General features: G+C 65.5%; 13 protein-coding genes. 6 read left to right on the plus strand and 7 right to left on the minus strand.

Annotated elements, in window-relative coordinates:
- Window positions 1-21 precede the first annotated feature (21 nt).
- The 5 genes from AC5Y4F_RS04230 to AC5Y4F_RS04250 are packed head-to-tail and all read right to left on the minus strand — an operon-like array spanning window position 22 to window position 6,515.
- Window positions 22-1,323: an LLM class flavin-dependent oxidoreductase gene (locus AC5Y4F_RS04230; RefSeq protein WP_499995267.1), complete on the minus strand. Its 1,302-nt coding sequence runs from the start codon at window positions 1,321-1,323 to the stop codon at window positions 22-24.
- A gap of 3 nt (window positions 1,324-1,326) precedes the next feature.
- Window positions 1,327-3,054, minus strand: a complete 1,728-nt coding sequence (locus AC5Y4F_RS04235) for an FAD-binding protein (protein ID WP_156750232.1) — start codon at window positions 3,052-3,054, stop codon at window positions 1,327-1,329.
- An 8-nt stretch (window positions 3,055-3,062) separates the two neighbouring features.
- A complete protein-coding gene (locus AC5Y4F_RS04240; RefSeq protein WP_067940057.1) occupies window positions 3,063-3,980 on the minus strand; it encodes a 3-carboxyethylcatechol 2,3-dioxygenase in 918 nt (305 codons plus the stop codon).
- On the minus strand, window positions 3,928-5,652 hold the full coding sequence (locus AC5Y4F_RS04245) for a bifunctional 3-(3-hydroxy-phenyl)propionate/3-hydroxycinnamic acid hydroxylase (RefSeq protein WP_499995271.1): 1,725 nt from the start codon (window positions 5,650-5,652) through the stop codon (window positions 3,928-3,930). Before AC5Y4F_RS04245 ends, AC5Y4F_RS04240 begins: the two co-directional genes overlap by 53 nt.
- Window positions 5,652-6,515, minus strand: coding sequence for an alpha/beta fold hydrolase (locus tag AC5Y4F_RS04250; RefSeq protein WP_067940061.1), 864 nt, complete (start codon window positions 6,513-6,515; stop codon window positions 5,652-5,654). The genes AC5Y4F_RS04245 and AC5Y4F_RS04250 overlap by 1 nt, the downstream gene beginning before the upstream one ends.
- Before the next feature lie 126 nt (window positions 6,516-6,641).
- On the opposite strand from AC5Y4F_RS04250, the gene AC5Y4F_RS04255 reads away from it, so the two are divergent.
- The 3 genes from AC5Y4F_RS04255 (at window position 6,642) to AC5Y4F_RS04265 (ending at window position 10,609) form a co-directional block, all read left to right on the plus strand.
- On the plus strand, window positions 6,642-7,319 hold the full coding sequence (locus AC5Y4F_RS04255; protein ID WP_067940063.1) for an IclR family transcriptional regulator: 678 nt from the start codon (window positions 6,642-6,644) through the stop codon (window positions 7,317-7,319).
- A 25-nt stretch (window positions 7,320-7,344) separates the two neighbouring features.
- Window positions 7,345-8,961, plus strand: coding sequence for an FAD-dependent oxidoreductase (locus AC5Y4F_RS04260; protein ID WP_067940065.1), 1,617 nt, complete (start codon window positions 7,345-7,347; stop codon window positions 8,959-8,961).
- 391 nt (window positions 8,962-9,352) lie between these two features.
- The gene (locus AC5Y4F_RS04265) at window positions 9,353-10,609 is read left to right on the plus strand and encodes an HNH endonuclease signature motif containing protein (RefSeq protein WP_499995273.1); all 1,257 of its coding nucleotides are present in this window, start codon (window positions 9,353-9,355) and stop codon (window positions 10,607-10,609) included.
- Between the two features lie 121 nt (window positions 10,610-10,730).
- On the opposite strand, the gene AC5Y4F_RS04270 is transcribed toward AC5Y4F_RS04265, so the two are convergent.
- On the minus strand, window positions 10,731-12,197 hold the full coding sequence (locus tag AC5Y4F_RS04270; RefSeq protein WP_067939041.1) for an aldehyde dehydrogenase: 1,467 nt from the start codon (window positions 12,195-12,197) through the stop codon (window positions 10,731-10,733).
- 84 nt (window positions 12,198-12,281) lie between these two features.
- Between AC5Y4F_RS04270 and AC5Y4F_RS04275 the strand changes: the two genes are divergently transcribed.
- Window positions 12,282-13,631, plus strand: a complete 1,350-nt coding sequence (locus AC5Y4F_RS04275; protein ID WP_067939040.1) for a lipocalin-like domain-containing protein — start codon at window positions 12,282-12,284, stop codon at window positions 13,629-13,631.
- On the opposite strand, the gene AC5Y4F_RS04280 is transcribed toward AC5Y4F_RS04275, so the two are convergent.
- Window positions 13,614-14,765 (minus strand): aromatic ring-hydroxylating oxygenase subunit alpha, encoded by a 1,152-nt coding sequence (locus AC5Y4F_RS04280; protein WP_499995276.1) that lies wholly within the window; start codon window positions 14,763-14,765, stop codon window positions 13,614-13,616. The two genes, AC5Y4F_RS04275 and AC5Y4F_RS04280, sit on opposite strands and share 18 nt — an antisense overlap.
- 40 nt (window positions 14,766-14,805) lie before the next feature.
- Here AC5Y4F_RS04280 and AC5Y4F_RS04285 point away from each other — a divergent pair, with 40 nt between their 5' ends.
- Both AC5Y4F_RS04285 and AC5Y4F_RS04290 read left to right on the plus strand, forming a co-directional pair.
- Window positions 14,806-15,699, plus strand: coding sequence for a MerR family transcriptional regulator (locus AC5Y4F_RS04285; protein WP_067939035.1), 894 nt, complete (start codon window positions 14,806-14,808; stop codon window positions 15,697-15,699).
- A 60-nt stretch (window positions 15,700-15,759) separates the two neighbouring features.
- Window positions 15,760-16,482: a DUF1906 domain-containing protein gene (locus AC5Y4F_RS04290; RefSeq protein WP_499995277.1), complete on the plus strand. Its 723-nt coding sequence runs from the start codon at window positions 15,760-15,762 to the stop codon at window positions 16,480-16,482.
- The last annotated feature ends 519 nt before the right edge of the window (window positions 16,483-17,001 follow it).

Genomic DNA, 17,001 nt, shown 5'->3' on the forward strand with positions numbered 1-17,001 from the left:
CGACTCAGATGCCGTCCGAGATTACTTCTGCTGTTCCTTCGCGCGCTGCGCCGCCTGAACGCGTCCTTCGTTGATCTCCGCCATAGCTTCCGGGATCTCGCTGGCGGTGAACTTACCGCCACGGCCAGTCGGGAGTCCACCAAACGAGTAATCCTCGTCGAATTGCGGTGCGCTCGATTCGGGCCGACGCGCCTCCACCTTCTCGATGACGGGTTCCAGCCGCTTGGCCTTTTCCGCCACAGCCTTTGCGTCCCGCTCGATGAATTCAGGGAGGACCTCTTTGCCCATAAGCTCAATCGATTCCATGGTCCCTTCGTGGCTGCGCGGGTTGAGCAGCAAGATGATCTCGTCGACGCCACTCTCCTCATAGCCGCGCAGAAACTCACGCACGGTGGCCGGGGATCCGATCGCGCCCCGGCCGGGTCCGTACGCCAGCGTCGGATCCTTTTCCACCTCTTCGAGATACCGCTGCCACACCCCGGTCCGACCCGGCGTGTGCACACCCGTCATGTAGTAGTGCATGATTCCGAACGAGAAGAACCCGCCGCCCTGCCCGAGCCGCTGCAGGGCCAGCTCATCGGACTTGGCCACCATCATCGACAGGTCACCGCCGATGGCGAGGATGTTGGGGTTGATCCCGGGAGTGACCGGGACGCCGTTCTCCTCGAACTCCTTGTAATAGCCGTTGACCCGTTCGGTCAGTGGTCCGGGACCGGTGTAGGCGAAACTCAAGGCGCCAATCGCCTTTTGGGCTGCCATCTGGACGCTGGCCGGTCGCGTGCAGGCGACCCAGACCGGCGGGTGCGGCTTTTGCAGCGGCTTGGGAACGACGTTGCGCGCCGGCATCTGGACGTGTTCGCCGTGGAAGCCGGTGAACGGCTCCTCGATCATGCAGCGGATCGAGACCTCGAGGGCCTCTTCCCACTGTGCCCGCTTATCGGCGGGATCGATATTGAATCCGCCGAGTTCACCGACCGACGAGGATTCCCCGGTGCCGAATTCGACACGACCATTGGACAGCAGGTCCAGGGTGGCGATGCGCTCGGCCACGCGGGCGGGGTGATTGACCGCCGGCGGCAGGTGCATGATGCCGAATCCCAGCCGAATGTTCGTGGTCCGCTGGCTGGCCGCCGCCAAGAAGATCTCCGGTGCCGTCGAGTGGCAGTACTCCTCGAGGAAGTGGTGCTCGGTCAGCCACACGGTGGAAAAACCCGCTTTGTCCGCGGCCTCGACCTCGTTGAGACAGTCCTGCAGCAAGACATGCTCGTCGTCGGGCGCCCAGGGCCGGGGCAGGGCGAATTCGTAGAACAGTGAGATTTTCATTCGTTACCTCCTATGAGTATTAATGGCTCGGCTGGCCGCTTGGGCCGCAACGTGTTTGGCTGCGACGTAGCCGAACGTCATGGCTGGGCCGATGGTCGCGCCGGCACCGGCGTAGCTGCGACCCATCACCGCCGCGGAAGCGTTGCCCACCGCATAGAGCCCGGGCAGCACGGTGCCATCGGTTCGCAGCACGCGGGCGTGTTCATCGGTCAACAGGCCGCCCGAGGTCCCCAGGTCCCCGAGCACGATACGGAAGGCGTAGTACGGCGGATCACCAAGCGGATACAGGTTCGGGTTGGGCAAGGTGTGGTCGCCGTAGTAATTGTCGTACGCGCTGTCCCCGCGGTTGAAATCGTCGTCGTGGCCCTTGCGGGCCAGTTCGTTGAAACGGCGGGCGGTTTCGGCGAGTTGTTCTGCGGGGACGCCGATCTTCGCCGCCATTTCGCTCCACGTCGTGGCCGCCTTGACCACACCCGATTCCAGCCAGGCCGATGGGATTTTGCGGCCGGTGGGGACCGGTGCACCTGGGATCTTGGGTACCGGCAGGTGCCCCGCGACGACGTAGCGGTTGAACGATCTGTGGTCGGTGATCAGCCAGCACGGGATATGGCTTACCCCGGATCTCTGCCCCTCGATCATGGCGTGACCGAAGTCCATGTAGGGGGCCGCCTCGTTGATGAAGCGTTTGCCCGCACCGTTGACGATGAACTGTGCCGGCATCATCCGCTCGTTGAGCATGAATTGCATGCGCCCGTCCGGCCATTGGATCGCCGGGAACCACCAGGCCTCATCGAGCAGGTCCGTCCCGGCTCCGACCGCTATGCCGGCACGGATGCCGTCGCCCATGGCCGCGGGATTGCCGAAGCTCCAGTCCTGGTCCACCTCGGGCAGAAGTTCTTTGCGCCAGGCGAGGTCGTGGTCGAACCCTCCCGAGGCCAGGATGACGCCCGAGCGCGCACCGATCCGCTGCGGATCACCCTCGCGTTCCACCACCGCGCCGGTGACCGATCCGTCCGAGTCGGTGAGCAACTGCACCATCGGCGAGTCCAGCCAGAGCGGGATGCCACGATCTCGCAGCGCCAGCCGGAGCCGGGCCGCCAACGACTGTCCGATGGCCGCCATCCGCTCGCCGAACACCCTCGCCCGCACCATTCGCGCAACCAACTTCAGCAGCATGCCTTTGCCCGCCCACGACTGCCTGATCCGGTAGAACGTGCGGAGATCCTTGGGCCCCAGCCAGATTCCCTTGGGGGCCAAGGCCAGCGGCTGCAACAGTCGGTGCTCGTCGGGGCCCAACTTCCGCAGGTCGATGGCGGGCACGTTGATCGTACTGCCGAGTTCGGAGCCGCCGGGTAACTCGGGGTAGTAGTCTGCATAACCGGGTTTCCACACGAATTCGAACCATCCGGAAAGCTGCTCCAAGAACTGCAGCATCTGCGGCGCGCTCTCGACGTACTGGCGCAGCCGCGCCTCACTGACCAGTCCGTCGGTGATCTGTTTGAGGTAGCCGACGACGGCTTCCGGCGAGGGCACGTAGCCCTCCCGGCGCTGGGCGGGGGCTCCGGGCACCCAGATGCCGCCGCCGGATAAAGCGGTGGAACCTCCGAAATAGGACGATTTTTCGACCACCAATGGCTCAAGTCCGCCGGCCTGCGCGGTCAGCGCGGCCGTCATGCCGCCGCCGCCGGAGCCGACGATGAGCACGTCGACAACGTGATCGAAACCGTGCACCGCGACCGTCATTTCGGAAGTGCCGTTCTGATGGCGAAACCGGCGATCAGTTCGGGTGCGGGTTTGTAGAAGCGCCCAGTGATTTCGTAGGGTCCCGCTGCGTCCAGCGCCGCGAACGCCGCCACCCAGGTGCGGATCTCCTGCGCCGAGCTGCCGCCCTCGTGGGCGACAAATGAATTCGACCAGCCGTCTAATTCGTCCAGCCAGCCGCCGTCGATGATCGCCAAGAATCGCTGGTCCCACGTCGGGTTGAGTGCCTGCAGGTCACTTTGGCCTGCGGCAAAATTTTTGGCCGCATCGATGATGGCCGCTTGCCGGGCCTGTCGCTGCTCGGACGTCATGGGTCGGCCGTGCACGATCCGTTCCAGCACCGGAGCGGGCGCGGTTGCCAGGGTCGGCACCGGCGGGCTGTGCGAGAGCCCGCCCGATCCCAGGAGGAGGACTCGCTTGTCCAGGGTGGCCAGGTAGTTGCCGACCGCGGCACCGAGTGCACGGCAGCGATGCATCGGGCCCAGCGGCACGCCGATCGCGTTGACGAAGATCGGTATCAGGGGGCGCGCTGTGGCGTCCCCGAAGAGCTTTTCGAGCGGCTGGACCGTGCCGTGGTCCACGTCCATGCTGGCCGACACCGCGATGTCGACACCGGCGTCGAGGACCGCCTTCGCGCAGTCGGTCGCAAGTGTTTCGGGTACATTCAGCGGTCCGGCGTGGGTTCCGTAGTCGCCCACTCCGCGGGCGCTGGTGCCAATGCAAAAGGGCGGCATCACCTTATAGAAGAACCCGTTGTAGTGGTCCGGGGAGAAACTGACCACCAGTTCGGGGTCATAGTCTTCGACGAACCTTCGGGCTTCGGCGATTGCGCCTTCGATGTCATCAAGCAGGTCCCGCGACGGCCCCGGAAGATTCAGGAGCGGGCTGTGCGACATACAGCACAGAGCCAGTGCCACTTTGCAAATCACCCCCTCGCGGCGTCAGGGTGAGCGCGTCAAGGAGCGCGGCGCTCAGGTCGGGCGCGCGCTGAGCGATGCAGGCACCCGCGATGCATCGGTCGGGCCGCAGGAACAGCACCGAGTCCGAGTGGGTGTCGAACCATGACTTGAGGCCACCGTGCCGGTCACCCACCACCACGACATCGGGATCGTCGTGCCCGGTCCAGTGCAGCTGGGTCGCCGGGCGCAACGTAAAGAAACGGGTGCCCAACGCTTTCCAGTTTGCGAACGCCACATCACCGAGGATCTTGCGCGGGTTGTTGTTCCAGGACAGCACGGCGAACCACGAACCGAGCACGTCGTCGAGCAACACGTCCTGCTGGTCGCGGGTGTCGACACGCGGCTGGATGAACAGCGTGCCCACCGGCGAATCGGGGCGCCCGGGTGTCGCGTGCACGACGGCGCCGTGCTCGTAGCGGGGCATCGGCTTGAACCGCATTTCCAGCACATATCGCTTGAGCGACGGCACGATTGACGCCGACCGCACCAGAAGATCGCGGGCCGTCGCCACGCGGCGGTTGGTCGGTGAGATCACTCGGCCCACCATGGTGGACAAGTCGATCATCGCGCGTGCGTGCTTGCGGCGTTCCACGTCATAGGTGTCCAGCAACTTGTCGTCGGCCCGGCCGCTCACCACCGCCGCGAGCTTCCAGCCGAGGTTCGCCGCGTCGCGGATCCCGCTGTTGTAACCCTGTCCCTGCCACACCGGCATCAGGTGGGCGGCGTCCCCGGCGAGCAGCAGCCGGCCCCGGCGGAACGCGCCGGCGATGCGCGAGTGGTGCGTGTACACCCGGCGCCGGATCACATCGACCCGGTCGGGGTGAGGCACCATCCTGGCCAGCATCTGCGTCAGGAACGCCGGGTCTTCGGCCTGCTCATCGGTCTCGTCGGCGTGAATCATGAACTCGAAGCGGCGAATTCCATGGGCAATCGAGATCGAGGCGTACGGGCGTTCGGGATCGGCGCCGACCTCACTGTTCGGGTGTCCCAGCGGGTCGTTGGCGATGTCGACCACCAGCCAACGGGTCGACGACGTCGTTCCATCGAACGACACACCCATCACGCGGCGCGTGATGCTGCGGCCGCCGTCGCACCCGACAACGTATCGCGTCCGCACACATGAGGCGTCGCCGTCGTTACCGGCGCCGCCACCGAGCTCGACGGTCACCCCCTCGGCGCTTTCGTGACATGCCGTCATCGGACGTCCCCACCACACCTGGACGTGTTCGAATCGATCCAGTCCGGAGAGCAATTCGGCGTCGACGAGCGGTTGCACGAAGCCATTACGCTTCGGCCACCCGAAACATGCGTCCGGCGGGGCCATTTCGGCGAGCACTCGGCGCTTGGCGTCGACGAACCGCAGAATCTGGTTGGGCACGGTATGCGGCAGTACCCGGTCGGCGAGCCCGATCGACTGGAAGGTCCGCAGCGCCTCGTCATCAAGGCCGACCCCGCGGGGGTAGTCGATGAGGGTGTCCCGCTCGTCGACCACAACGGTGCGGATGCCCTGCAGGCCAAGGATGTTGGCGAGGGTCAAACCGACCGGGCCCGCGCCCACCACCAGGACGTCGGTCTCGATCTCAGGAATCTCCTGCCCCGGCGTGGCCATCACCGGTCCAGCAGAAAGTCGAGGTGCAGCCGGTTAAAGGTCTTGGCGTCCTCGTACTGTGGCCAATGACCGCAGCCGGGCATCACCTCGAAGCGCGCGCCGGGAATCATCGACGCCATTCGACGACCCTCCGTCACGTCGGCGGTGGGATCGTCACTGGTCCACAGCACCAGCGTCGGCGCGATGATCGACCCGTATTCGTCCGGGCCGAGGATGTTGCGTGCGCGAATCTCTGGATCCTGCAATGCCATGATGTCGCTCATCGCGGAGACGAATCCCGGTTGCCGATATACCCGTTGGCGGCTGGCAACCAGATCGTCGTAAGCCTTGGACTTGTCGGCCATCAGCCATTTGATGCGCGCTTGCACCGTTTCCCAAGTCGGGTCCTCGGCGGCCGCCATGGACAAGGTGATGATCCGCTGCATCACCACGGGATCGGCTTGAGATCCGCCGGCCGTGTTAAGCACCAGTCGCGCAACCACATCCGGATGATCGACCGCGGTGCGCGCTGCCACCCAGCCGCCGAGCGATTCGCCGCTGAGGTAGGCGCGATCCACACCGATGGTGCGCAGCACCGCCATCAGATGCTCGACATAGTGGCCGACTTCCAGCGGATGTCCCGGCTTGTCGGTGTACCCGTGGCCCAGCATGTCGATCGACCACGTCCAGAAGTGCTCGGCGTGTGCGCCGAGGTTGCGCACGTAGGCCTCGGCATGACCGCCTGACCCATGCAGCAGCACCAGCACGGGCTTGCCGGGATCGCCGGCGCGCAGGTAGCGGGTCCGTATCCCTCCGGCGTCGAGGTAGCCCTGCTCGAACGCGACGCCCTGGAGATCGCTCCATATGCTCTCGAACTCCGCCACGGTGCTGACCGGCCTCCAGATCGAGGAAATGTCGTTCTCGTTTTCGACTTACTTGGTGTGCTAATATCGCACACTAATGTGCGTTATATATAGAGCTTCGCTCTCAGGGGAAGGTCTGTCAAGGCTGTGACCGGGTCCAGTGCCGGTTCGCAGACCCTGGCCAGGGGTCTGACCGCGCTGCAGATGGTGGCGGACTCCCCCGGCGGGCTGACGGTGCAACAGCTCGCCGATCAGGTGGGCGTGCATCGCACCATCGCCTATCGATTGCTGACCACGCTGGCCGATTTCCGCCTGGTGGCCAAGGGAGAGGACGGCCGCTACCGACCTGCCGCGGGCCTGGCCGTGCTCGGTGCCGCCTTCGACCGCAACGTGCGCCAAGTGAGCCTGCCGACGCTGCGCGCCCTGGCCGACGAACTCGGCACGACGGTCTCCCTGCTCATCGCCGAAGGCGACCAGCAGGTGGCGATCGCGGTGATCGTGCCCAGCCATGTCGCGTACCAGCTGTCTTTCCATGAGGGCAGCCGATATCCGCTCGATCGCGGCGCCGCTGGGATCGCCTTGCTCGCATGCATGCCCCCGCGCCCCGGCGAACGCGAGCTGGTGTCCGTGGCGCGCGAACGCGGCTGGGTGACGACCTACGGCGAGATCGAACCGAACACCTACGGTCTGGCCGTGGGGGTGCGCCGACCGGCGCCGTCCCCACCCACGTGCATCAACCTCATCTCACACCGAGAAGACGTGGTGATGCGCGGCAAAGACGCGGTCGTCAAGGCCGCCGAGCAGTTGGCCGAGCTCCTGAGCTAGCACTGAGCTGAAGGGATGGCAGTCCATGTCTTGGGACCACGAAGTCGACGTCGTCGTGCTCGGCAGCGGCGGCGCCGGGCTCACCGCCGCGCTGACCGCGGCCGTCGCGGGCGCCTCGGTGGAGGTCTACGAAAAGGCTGCGACCGTCGGCGGGACCACCGCCGTGTCCGGCGGCATCGTGTGGATCCCCGCTCATAACCGTTGCCCCGACGGCGAATTGACGGCAGCCGACGCGATGCGTTATTTGCGCGCCCAGTCACTGGGGTCGATGGACGACGAGTTGGTCGAAACGTTCGTGCGCACCGGACCCGGGATGCTTGATTTCATCGAGGCGCACAGCGGTCTTCGGTTCGAGATTGCGACCGGGTTCCCGGACTACCGCCCCGAGTTGCCGGGCGGGCGGCCGACGGGCGGTCGGTCACTGAGCGCGGCTCCCTTCGACCTGGCCCAACTCGGCGAATGGGCAACGCAGATCACGTCTTTCCCGGCCGACTGGTCCAACGTCGGTTTCGATGCCGAGACCAGGGCGCGCCTGCACGCTGCGATCGACGACCGAACCAGCCATCTGTGCGTCGCCGGCACCGCGCTGGTCGCGGGGCTCCTCAAGGGCCTGCTGGACGCCGGGGTCACCCCACACACCAAGGCGCGGGCCGAAGGACTCGTCGCCGACGACGGAGAAGTCACCGGGGTACGCGTGGCCCTGCCGGATCGGACGATCAGTGTGCGCGCCCGGCACGGGGTCATCCTGGGGACCGGCGGCTTCGAGTGGGATCCGGCTCTGACGCAAGCCTTTCTGCGCGGCCCCATGCACGGCGCGGTCTCGCCGCCCAACAACACCGGCGACGGTCTGCGCATGTCGATGGAACAGGGGGCCGACCTGGCCAACATGGGCGAAGCGTGGTGGGTGCCGATCGTGCAGATCCCGGGCGACACCATCGGGGGCAAGCCGCGCAGCCGCAGCGTGCGGCTGGAAAGGACGAGGCCTCGCAGCATCATCGTCAACTCGGCCGGCCGGCGCTTCGTCAACGAGGCCTGCGATTACAACTCGATGGCCGGCGCCTTCCATTACCTGGATCCCCGCGGCGGCTACGTCAACGATCGCGGGTGGATGGTGTTCGATTCGATTCACCTGCAGCGCTATGGATTTCTGGGTACCGAACCGGGCCAACCGGTCCCGGGCTGGTTCTGCGAATCGGCAGACCTTGCCGAGTTGGCCGCCAAGACCGGCATCGACGCCGACGGCCTGACCCGCACCGTCGAACGCTGGAACCGTCATGTTGCTGGCGGTGCGGATCCCGACTTCGGCCGCGGCTCCAGCGCCTACGACGGATATTGGGGCGATGACAGCGCGACCACGCCGGCCGGTAAGACGCTGGGCCCCATCGATACCGCCCCGTTCTACGCCGTACCGGTGAGCATCGGTGCGATGGGCACCAAGGGCGGACCGCGCACCGATCACGATGCCCGCGTTCTGCATATCCGCGGCGAGCCGATACCGGGCCTGTTCGCTGCTGGCAATGCGATGGGCGGCGTCACCGGACGCGCCTACGGCGGTGCAGGCGGAACCCTGGGCCCGGCAATGGTTTTCGGTTATCGTGCGGGTCATGCGGCCGCCACCGGGAAGTCGGTCGACCTGCAGTAGCTTAGGCTGGAACCGGCGCCGCTCGGATCAACAATGCGCTGTACGTACCGATTGACCGACTGCTTGAGCTGTTGGGGGGACACGCGGAACTGCTTGAACGACAACAGTTGAATTTTGGCTATCGCCTACTGGTCAGCGATTCTGGTTAAACACACAGCTTCCAATCGATCCCCGTAAATCCCGCCATCTTTCGACCCGCCGTGACGGGATCTCGCGGGGCTGCGCGACCATCAGGCGAGTTTGCTTCGCGATAGCGCCGGTGATAGCGCAAATCGGAATCGCCTCATGCCGGCACCACGGTGTCGCATAACTCACATCCGGGCACCTCGGGCGCGACCGTGGCACGTCCGGGCGGTCCGGTTTTGTCGGTGGTGGCTGCGATGATGTGGTCATGTCGTTGACCGCATCCGCTGGCGCCGTGGGGGTGACCGCGAGCGAGCGTCTTGAGGTGTTGTTCGGGGAGTTGGCGGAGTTGTGCGGTCAGCGCAACGCGATTGATGGGCGCATCGTGGAGATCGTGGCCGAGATTGATCGCGACGAGCTCGGTGGTGTTACCGGTGCGCGGTCGGTGCCGGCGTTGGTGGCCCCGAAGACGGGTTGCTCGCCGGCCAATGCCCACACGATCAGCACGATCGCGCGCCGGGTGCAGGAGTTTCCCCGCTGCGCCCAAGGTATGCGGGAGGGTCGGCTGTCGCTGGATCAGGTCGGGGTGATCGCGGCGCGTGCCGGTCAGGGTTCTGATGCGCACTACGCGCAGCTGGCCAGCGTCGCGACGGTTACCCAGCTGCGCAGCGCGGTCAGGCTGGAACCGCGACCCGACCCCGAACCGCGGCCCGAGGGGCTTGAACCGCAGGCCTCGATCACCAAGTCCTCCGACGACGAGGGCAGCTGTTGGCGGATCAGACTTCCGCAACCCGATGCCGCGAAGTTCGAGGCGGCGTTGGCCTCTCATCGTGATGCGCTGATCGCCGAGTTCACGCGCGAGCACGGCGACGGCGACCGCGCTTGGGGTCAGCGGCCGCCGTTGCCGGGCACCGTCGAGGCGTTCATGCGCTTGGTGGAGGCCGGGTGGGACGCCGAGGCGACCCGCCGCCCGCACGGGCAGCACACCACGGTGGTGGTGCACCTCGACGTGCAGCAGCGCGCCGCGGCCCTGCATCTGGGTGCGCTGCTGTCCGACGCCGAACGCCGCTACCTGAGCTGTGATGCCACCTGTGAAGTGTGGTTCGAACGCCACGGCGAGGTCATCGGCGCCGGGCGGGCGACCCGGCTGATCAACCGGCGGCTGCGCCGCGCACTCGAGTATCGCGACCGCAGCTGTGTGGTGCCCGGCTGTGGTGCCACCCGCGGTCTGCACGCCCATCACCTGCGGCATTGGGAAGACGGCGGCCCCACGGAATTAGCCAACCTGGTGCTGCTATGCCCCTATCACCACCGGGCACACCATCGAGGCGTCCTGACCATCACCGGATACCCCGGCGCGCTCACCGTCACCGATGACACCGGCCGAGCACTGAGCCCGGGATCGCTGGCACGCCCACCCACTCAACCCCCACCCACGGTGGCGCCCTACCCCGGACCCACCGGCGAACGCGCCAACTGGTGGTGGTATGAACCCTTCCAACCCCAACCACCACCGACCAACTAGCTTGATGCGGCATCGATCACTGCGGCAAATCGTTCGAGCTCAGATATGTTGCGGCATCGAACAATGCATACAGCCCGGTCGCCTACCGCGTCGTTGATGCAGTGCCCGACAACCGCAAAGCCTATAGCGGCGGCAACTGGCCCTTGCATACCAGCGTCTGCAACTCGACGTACTCGTCTAGCCCCTCGGGCCCGAACTCGCGCCCGATGCCGGACTGCTTGAAGCCGCCGAACGGTGCGCCAATGTCCAGGGTGTACATGTTGATGCCATACGTTCCCGTGCGGACCGCGGCCGCGACATCCAGGCCGTGTTGGACGTCGGCGGTCCACACCGAACCGGCCAGGCCGTAATCGGTCTCGTTGGCGATGCGGATCGCGTCGTCCTCGTCGCGGTAGCGCAGCACCGTCAGCACCGGACCGAAGATCTCCTCCCGGGCGATGCGCATGTCGTTGGTCGCGTCGGCGAACAGCGTGGGCTGCACATACCAGCCGCGCTCGAACAAGCTCTGTTCGCCACCGAGCACGACGCGGGCGCCTTCACTGCTGCCCGACTTGATGTAGTCCTGGACGCGGCGCTGTTGTCGTTGCGCCACAAGCGGTCCGATGTCCGTCGCCTCGTCGGCCGGGTCGCCGACGTTCAGCGTGGACATCATGTCCGCCAGGGCGTCGACGACCTCGTCATGTTTACGGTCGCTGACCAGAATCCGGGTCTGCGCGACGCAGGCTTGGCCGTTGTTCATCAGCCCGGCGGACTTCAACCCGGCCACCGTCTTACCGATGTCGGCGTCGTCGAGAATGATCGCCGCGGACTTGCCGCCCAGCTCCAGGCTGACCCGTTTGAGCTGCTCACCGCACAGGGCTGCGATCCGGCGGCCGACGGCACTGGACCCGGTGAACGCGACTTTGTCCACGCCGGGATGGCGCACCAGCTCCTCACCGATCTCGGAGCCTCCGGGCAGCACCGACACCACGCCTTCGGGCAGCCCGATCTGCTCAATCATCTCGGCCAACCACAAAGCGTCCAAAGGGGTTTCGGGTGCCGGCTTGATGATGACCGTGCAACCCGCGATCAGCGCGGGGATCAGTTTGGGCATGATCAAAAACTGCGGCACGTTCCACGGCACAATCGCCGCGACCACCCCGACCGGGGCCCTGCGCAGATGTACTTCGCCGAGCGCACCCTGGCGGCGTTCCTGCCACGGAAACTCGCGGGCGGCGGCCAGCGACAGGTGGATCAGCGCTACGGCGGCCGCGCCCTGGCCCATCCGGCTGAAGCTGCGCGGTGATCCCATCTCGTCGGTGATGAGGTCGGCCATCTCGTCGGCGTGGCCGGCGTAGATCCCGGCGAGGTGCTCGACCTTGGCCATCCGGTCGGCATGGCTCATGCGTGGCCAGGGACCGTGATCGAACGCGTGGCGCGCGGCGGCGACCGCGGCCTCGACGTCCTCGGGGCCCGCGACTTGCACATGCCCGACCGGTTCTTCGGAGTGCGGTGAGATCACGGCGAGCTGCTGCGGGTTGGCGGGTTTGCGCCACTGGCCCCCGATGAACAACTCGTTATAGGAGCGATGGCCGGCAGTCTCTGTCATCGGGGCACTTCCTCAGGGGATCAGACCGTGACCGCAAAAGTCGCTATTCACGCTAACATAGCGAAAAAAGCAGCGAGGCCCCATATGATCAGCGATTGGCGCAGTTACCCGTTCCAGTTGGTGTCCGGCGACGACCAGTTGAACTTCCCCGCCGCCGAGGGCGAACACCCCGACCAGGAGTCAGACACCTGGTTCATCGCCGGTCAGCTCGACGCCGCCGAGATTGATCGATCGTTGGCGTTCCTGACCATCTTCAACAAGAACCGTCCCGGGGGCACGGTCGTCGCGGACTTCTACACGATGGCGCTGTTCGACCTCGACACCGGTGACTACGGCACCTTCACCGACTACGACATGCCACCGGCAAATATGGAGCCCGGCGCCCAGCGCAAGCTGACGATGGCGGCGGGCCATCTCGACATCCACTACCACAGCAGCGCGGGGACCGCGTCGTGGACGACCAGCCGCAACGGCGATGGCCGACTGCTGCCCTACACTTACCGGGTAAGCCTGGTCGGCAAGGATCAGTGCGAGCGGCCCATGCGACTGGATCTGGCCGTAACCCCCACGCGCGCACCGACACCGGTGGGCGCATCGACTTATAACGGAAGGATCGTCTGCTTCGGTCAAAGCGACACCTACTCTTACTTCCAGACCGGCATGGCGATGACCGGCACCCTGCGCTGGGGAGACGTGGTCCAGCAGGTCTGCGGCACCAGTGGGCACGTCGATCGGCAGTGGTTCCCCAAGTACGCCGGCGGCGGGGGCTCCGGTGGGGATCCACGGGCCAGGTCACACGAATGGCGCACCATCAACTTCGACAATGGGGTCGACCTGAGCATCTGGCGACAGTTCGACCGCACCAACGGCAATGCACCGCAGCCGTTCACGGGTGTCACGACAAGCCACCCGGACCCAGCGATCGCGCCGGAATGTGCCGAAGACATCGAGGTGACGGTCAGCAGCTACGTGCGGTGGCCGGAGGCCATCCAGCCCCTGGTGCGGCCTCTCGCGCCGGCCCGGTACATGCCCGACCGCCACCGGATCAGCTGTCCCACTTTGCAGTTGGAACTGATCGGAGAGCCCCTGGTGGCGGCGCCCGCGCATGGGCTGCCCATCGAGTACATGGAGGGCCCCTATCGCTACCACGGGACCATGCGGGGAAAACCGGTCGCGGGCTTCGCGTTCAATGAACGCTCGCTGGCCCTGTACCGGGATTGGGAGCTCGTCGACGTGCTGTCCACTACCGTCGCGAATCTGGCACCGCCGCAGCCCGAATTGCAGGCCATGGTGGATCAGGTCGTGCCGCTGGTGGCGGCCGGCCGCCGCAAGGATGCGATCGAGTTGCTGTTCAGCTCGGTGCCAGTCGAAAATGGCATGCTGGCAACGCTTCTCGACGATCTGATCGCGGTCTTGTCAGCCGACGTCGGTTGACCGCGAAAGCGCCTGGGCCCACATGATGTGGCGATGCTGCAACCCGGGTTCGTTGCGGCCGAACACCAAGTGGTCGCGGACTCCGGACTCGAGATTGGCTTGCAGCCCCTGGGCCAGTCGGTAGTCCTCGTCGCGCACGGTGGCGTGCGCGTATTCGAAGACCGCCTGGGCGCCGGCGGACACCGACTCGTCGGCGACGTCCTGCGGGGTTGCGTTCTGGTGGACGGTGATTGACCTACCGGGCCGATCCCCCGGGTAGACCCGGAACAGCTCGCCGTTGGCGATGGTCACCGACAGCACGATGTTGGGGAACAACGCATAGATCACCACCATGTTATGGAACGGATTCCACTGATCCTCGGGCACGTCGTCGAGTTCCAGGATGGTGTTGAGGGGGAAGATCAGTCGGTGATGCGGCCCGTAAGAGTCGAACACCGTGCAGTTGCTGCGTGCGATGGTGGCGAACGTCTGCCGATGGACGGTGGCGAAATGATAATTCTCCGCGAACGTGTCGATCGCCAGTTTCCAGTTTATCGGGGAGTCCAGCACCTTCTCGCCCAGTGGGGACCAGCGCCCGATGCCCCACGAGTCGAGTTCCTCCGCGAGCGGGCCCAAGTGTGCCGCAACGTCCAAAATCGCCCCGGGATCCAGTGCCACCCAAAGGAATCCAGCGAATTCGGTGGCCGGGAGTTCGGTCAGGCTATCGGACTTGACGGTCACTTCTGGGAATCCCTCGCGTCCGGGAACCGCCATCAGGCGCCCGGTGTTGTCGTAGGTCCAGGCGTGGTAGGGGCAGGTGAACCGCTTGGCGGTGCCGCATCCCGTTGCCACCTGCGACTGGCGGTGCAGGCACACGTTGTTGAACGCCTTGACCGTTCCCTCTGTTGTTCTGGTCAGCAGGACGGATCGGCCCATCACCGTCTTGGTGCAATACGCGCCGGGGGCGGGAAGCTCCGAGGCATAGCCGACCAACTGCGGACTGGCCAGCAGCATGGCCCAATCCCGGTTGTGCCGCTCCATACTCGTGTAGTCACGCGCGTCGACCGTGAGCTGGGCCGGCGCGAGGTCGGTCACCTTGTCCCGCGCCAGCTTCAACGCACGCCGCGTCAGGTCGATTAGCTGGTCGTGTTCCATCTGTCCAGTACAGACCTTGTGACGGTTGTAAGGTCAAGGGGTGGCTGAGCAGTTGCTGATCGGCGACGTCACGGCCTTGACCGGCATCGCTTCCGGCCGAATTCGCCATTACGAGAAAATCGGCTTGCTGCACGCGCAACACCTGTCCAACGGCTACCGGGTCTTCGGAGTCGAGCAGGTTCTCGACTTGCTGCGCATCGACCTGATGCGAAGCCTCGGCGTCGGTATCAACGACATTCACCGTTTGATCGAGGGCGGGCACAGCACGCTGGCCGGCCTGCTCGACGAGCATCGGGAGCTGCTGGTGCGGCAACGAGAGCGGCTCGATCAATTGATTCAAGCCATCGATGCCGCCACCGAGTGTGGTGACGCGGACCTGAATGAACACATCCTGCACCGGTTGGCCACCACGCACCGCGACAGCATTGGGGTGATCGGGCGGCTCAGCGCCCCACTGTCCGCGCCCGTCGCCGCGATGTACACCGACTTGTTCGAGGAGTGGGACCTACCGGTCCCCGCCTTGTTCGGGCAAATGGTCCTCCCGCCCGCGGCCAGCACCCTGCTTTCGCAGCTGGCCGACACGCCGGGCCACAACATGCTGTTCGATCGATTGCGCGACCTAGCAGCCGACGTCATCGCGTTGGGCGACGACGATGCTGCGGCACGAGAGCTCGCGCGCAGCTGGATCGACCAGCAGCTGACAGATCCCCTGCCCGAGGACGTGGTTGGCGTGCTGCGCGGCGTGCAACCGCTTCTAGAGCGTGACCCGGTGATCGTGCAGGGATTTCGCGCCTGGGCGGGTTCAATCAGCCAGGCGGCCGCCCAATTCATCGAGGAGATCGCTCGGCAGACGGCTCGCCGCGGATTGGAAGCCGTGAGCGTCATCGTGCTGCCCGCGCGCCAACCCGGTCAAACGAACGTTGCGGCACTGTGACGGACATGTGACCGGTGTGATCAACGGGGCATACGAGGTTTCTGTCGTACCCTGTGGCTTGTGTCATCCGTTTCGCGACGAGATCTGCTCAAACTTGCGGCCGCTACCCCGGCCCTGCTTGGACTGGGCGTCGCGGCCACGTCGGTGAGCACCCCGTCGGGGTCGGCTTCGCTCGGCACCCTGCTGGACTATGCGGCCGGGGTCATTCCGGCCAGTCAGATCCGGGCCGCGGGCGCGGTGGGTTCGATTCGGTACGTGTCGGACCGGCGCCCCGGCGGCAATTGGATGCTCGGCAAGCCGATCCAAGTCAGCGAGGCGCGCGACCTCAATAGCAATGGGCTCAAAATCGTGTCCTGCTATCAATACGGCAAGGCCAGCACGGCGGACTGGCTTGGCGGTGCCAACGCCGGCCTGCAACACGCGCAGCGGGGGATGCAGCTTCACGCCGCGGCCGGTGGGCCGGCCAGCGCGCCCATCTATGCCTCGATCGACGACGACCCCTCCTACGAGCAGTACAAAAACCAGGTGGCGCCCTACCTGCGTTCTTGGGAATCGGTAATCGGCCATCAGCGCACAGGCGTGTACGCCAATTCGAAAACCATCGACTGGGCGCTGCACGATGGATTGGGCTCCTACTTCTGGCAGCACAACTGGGGCTCGCCCAAGGGATACACGCACCCGGCTGCCAATTTGCACCAGGTTGAAATCGACAAACGGTGCGTCGGTGGGGTCGGCGTGGACATCAACGAGATCCTCAAGCCTCAATTCGGCCAGTGGGCCTAGCGCCCAACGGCGTCGCCCGGCGAGGCCGGGACGCCGACTCTTAAAGATTCCAGCAAACACTCGTTCGCTCATTTTTCGGACGCGCGCAGGTGGCCGATAGGCGTCCGCGGCGGCCGACTGCCCCGCGACGGCGCTCGGCGACCAAAAATTTTTATGTAACGATTCGATAACAAGACAGCCTTGATCTGCGCAGTTATAGCTACTCGACCGTAACCACCTGCATGCAGCGGGTTTGTTCATCGGCTCCTCGCCGCCGGTGAAAGCGCGTGTTACCCAGGACACGGTTACCCATGCGTAGAACTCACCAGTAACCGATCAGCACGCAAAACGAGCGCCGATCCTTATGAGACTCTTAGTACAGCCGATGGAGTCCGTAGCACCGCTTCTTCCCACCCGAGCGGTCCGCCGACAACACATCGGCCCGCCGTTTCCCGGCTGTGATTCGACGCTGAACCACGCCGCATCGACAGGACCCCGCCCTGCGGTGGTGACCGCCAGACGCACGAGACCTAAAGACGC

The sequence above is a fragment of the Mycobacterium sp. NGS56 genome, assembly GCF_059812425.1.

What these genes read in the sequence shown, in the direction of transcription:
- AC5Y4F_RS04270 (WP_067939041.1), bottom strand. Translation starts at nt 12,197, where the DNA reads ATGACAGAGACTGCCGGCCATCGCTCCTATAACGAGTTGTTCATCGGG.
- AC5Y4F_RS04245 (WP_499995271.1), bottom strand. Translation starts at nt 5,652, where the DNA reads ATGGCCACGCCGGGGCAGGAGATTCCTGAGATCGAGACCGACGTCCTG.
- AC5Y4F_RS04260 (WP_067940065.1), top strand. Translation starts at nt 7,345, where the DNA reads ATGTCTTGGGACCACGAAGTCGACGTCGTCGTGCTCGGCAGCGGCGGC.
- AC5Y4F_RS04280 (WP_499995276.1), bottom strand. Translation starts at nt 14,765, where the DNA reads ATGGAACACGACCAGCTAATCGACCTGACGCGGCGTGCGTTGAAGCTG.
- AC5Y4F_RS04230 (WP_499995267.1), bottom strand. Translation starts at nt 1,323, where the DNA reads ATGAAAATCTCACTGTTCTACGAATTCGCCCTGCCCCGGCCCTGGGCG.
- AC5Y4F_RS04265 (WP_499995273.1), top strand. Translation starts at nt 9,353, where the DNA reads ATGTCGTTGACCGCATCCGCTGGCGCCGTGGGGGTGACCGCGAGCGAG.
- AC5Y4F_RS04240 (WP_067940057.1), bottom strand. Translation starts at nt 3,980, where the DNA reads ATGTCGCACAGCCCGCTCCTGAATCTTCCGGGGCCGTCGCGGGACCTG.
- AC5Y4F_RS04275 (WP_067939040.1), top strand. Translation starts at nt 12,282, where the DNA reads ATGATCAGCGATTGGCGCAGTTACCCGTTCCAGTTGGTGTCCGGCGAC.